3 protein-coding genes are annotated in these 2,674 nt (G+C 28.9%); all 3 read right to left on the bottom strand.

From position 1 onward, the window contains the following. Positions 1-277 (bottom strand): transposase (locus N3C_RS14605; protein WP_207648635.1); only part of this gene is annotated, 277 nt, incomplete at its 3' end. Between the two features lie 130 nt (positions 278-407). Further along, complete coding sequence (truA, locus tag N3C_RS14600; protein ID WP_178377850.1) at positions 408-1,145, bottom strand: tRNA pseudouridine(38-40) synthase TruA; 738 nt, start codon at positions 1,143-1,145, stop codon at positions 408-410. 155 nt (positions 1,146-1,300) lie between these two features. Then, complete coding sequence (locus N3C_RS14595; RefSeq protein ID WP_074366719.1) at positions 1,301-2,200, bottom strand: peptidylprolyl isomerase; 900 nt, start codon at positions 2,198-2,200, stop codon at positions 1,301-1,303. Positions 2,201-2,674 lie beyond the last annotated feature (474 nt).

Below are 2,674 nucleotides of genomic sequence, written 5' to 3'. Positions count from 1 at the left end.
TATTATATTTTTTATTAAAATAAGCGGCATAGCTCTGATTTATAGACTTCATTATTTTACTAATATCAGCACCACAGCAATCAATAGTCATATGGCCATGGGTAGTCATTAGGCAATATGCATATACTTTAAATAGGTATATATCCTGATACTTCTTAATCAATTGTAAATACTTATCTTTATCAGCACAATCTTTAAAAAGAGGAACATCACTTATGCTTCTAACCATAATGTGATAAATTCCGTGTTCATTTTTTATGCGAGCAACTCTTGGCATAATAATCATTTCCTTTCGCTTTTTTCTAGATTATTGCCAGCTTTGCCAGGATTAAATCATATTAGAAACTAAAAATCTTTAATTCCTCAATAACATATTCATTATAGAAGCTAAAAATATTGAACCGTCCCTAATAATTAACCTCTTTTAAACACAGTCCTTTAGCTGGTGCAATAGGACCTGCTTCTGATCTTTTTTTTTCATTCAATATTTTGTCTACATCCTCTGCTCTCAGCTTGCCTGTACCTACTTCTAATAGAGTGCCGGTGATTATTCTTACCATATTCATTAAAAATCCGTTTCCGTTAATTTCTATTTCTATATTACCTTCATCTTCCTTTATATTTATGTAATTAATAGTCCTAACTGTGGACTTATTCTTAGATTTCAAATTAGTAAAACTTCTAAAATCATGAGTTCCTATCAAATACTCCGCTGCTTTTCTCATCTCGTTTAAATTCAATTGATCTTTGAAGTGGTAAACATACTTTCTATTAAATACATCCGGAAACTGATTATTGTTTATTTTATATACATAAGTTTTGGACTTAACATTATATCTTGCATGAAATCTCTCGCTGGCATCTTTTATAGATTTTACTACTATATCTTCTGGAAGATATTCATTCAAATATTCCTGCATAGCTATTATAGTCATGTCAGAGTTTGTATGAAAATTTGCTACGTAATTGTCTGCATGAACACCAGCATCTGTTCTGCCACAACCTATCACTTGAATTTCTTCACCGGTCATCTTAGATATTACATTTTCCATTTTCCCTTGTATAGTTTGATCTGCATCCTTTTGCTTCTGCCATCCTTTATATCTAGTTCCATCATATTGTATTAACATTTTTATGTTTCTCATGTTCATCCTCCCTGTTTTATATTTTTCCATATATTTATTCGAATTTTTTGACTTATCTTTGACTTCTATCTCAATTATCTTTACTTTCTCTCCTAAGTCAAGGGGACGGTTCAACAAAATTAAATAATGAATTTTGTTGAACCGTCCCCTAACTTTTATAACATTTTTTCTATTTTATACTCTTGTTTTTTCTCACTAATCCAAGTATTGGCTTTTTCAGAAATTTTCTCTTCCAAAATTGCTTCCTTAACTTCATCTTTACTATCTTCGTAAGTAGCTTCTACAGCAGCTTTTTTATCTACTACTTTGATAATATGATATCCATATTTGCTTTTTACTGGACCACTTATTGCATTTACCTCCAAAGCGAAAGCCGCATTTGAAAATTCTTCAACCATGTCACTTTTCGTAAAATATCCAAGGTCTCCACCATTTTCTTTAGTACCAGTGTCTGTTGAATATTCTTTTGCTAATTTAGCAAAATCTTCCCCAGCCTCAAGCTTTGCTTTAACTTCCTTTGCCGTAGCTTCATCTGCTACAAGTATATGGCTAGCTCTTACTTGTTCAGCTTGATCATAGTTAGCTTTATTTTCCTCAAAGTACTTTTTCATCTCATCTTCTGTTATTTCTATAGTTGGTTCAAGTAATTTTCTTATACCTGTATTATATTTTATATCATTTTTAAAATCTGCTTCTGTATAAGAATAATATGCTAGCATCTGATTGAAGGTCTCTTCTCCTCCAGTCTGTTCTTTTACTTTTTTCAACTCTTCCTGTATTTCTTCATCGGTTACTTCTAAATTATTTTTCTTTAACTCTAAATCAATAATTTTATAATTAATTAAACTGTCTAGGGCAGATTCTCCATTATGTTTTGCTAGTGTGTTATACAATTCATCTTTAGTAATCTTAGTATCTCCTACACGAGCTACTACAGTATCTTTTTTAGCTTTGTATGTAGTTATTGCAAAAAATATAGCTAAAGCTGAAACTACTACTAAAGATACTGATAATACAGTAATTAATAAATCCCTTTGCTTTTTACTATTAGTCAAAACTTTCCTCACCTTTCCTAATCTATTTTGGGGTACCACTTAAAATATTATTTTTATAACTAGCTATAATACCAATTACAGTTATATTATAAGTACATTGGCTTAAATTAATCTTAAATAATTTTAATTAATTATTTGCAACTAAATTATTTCCCCCTTTCGTATTCTACAGATAAAAATAAAAATATGCAACATAAAATTGAAATTTTTGGTATGTGTTTTTCATTTCATTTATTATCAAGAGCAACAATACTCTGGTCTCTTTTAAATTTTACTACATCTTTATTAAATTATTTTCATTATCTTTTAATTACTTTTAAAGTAATATTTTATAAACCAATTATATTTTAACCTAATTGAAAAAATTTAAATAAGTTTTATATTTTAACTTGAATTCGGCAAGTTGTTGAAATTCTTTCAATAACCTTGCCATTTTCATTTTTTAACTTTAATTTTATTATTGTTGTTGTTTCT

Origin of the sequence: Clostridium sp. N3C, assembly GCF_900095445.1 — a bacterium.
GTDB lineage: Bacteria > Bacillota > Clostridia > Clostridiales > Clostridiaceae > Clostridium_AU.
Note: the sequence above shows the minus strand (reverse complement) of the source record. Positions and strands in the feature narration are given on the sequence as shown.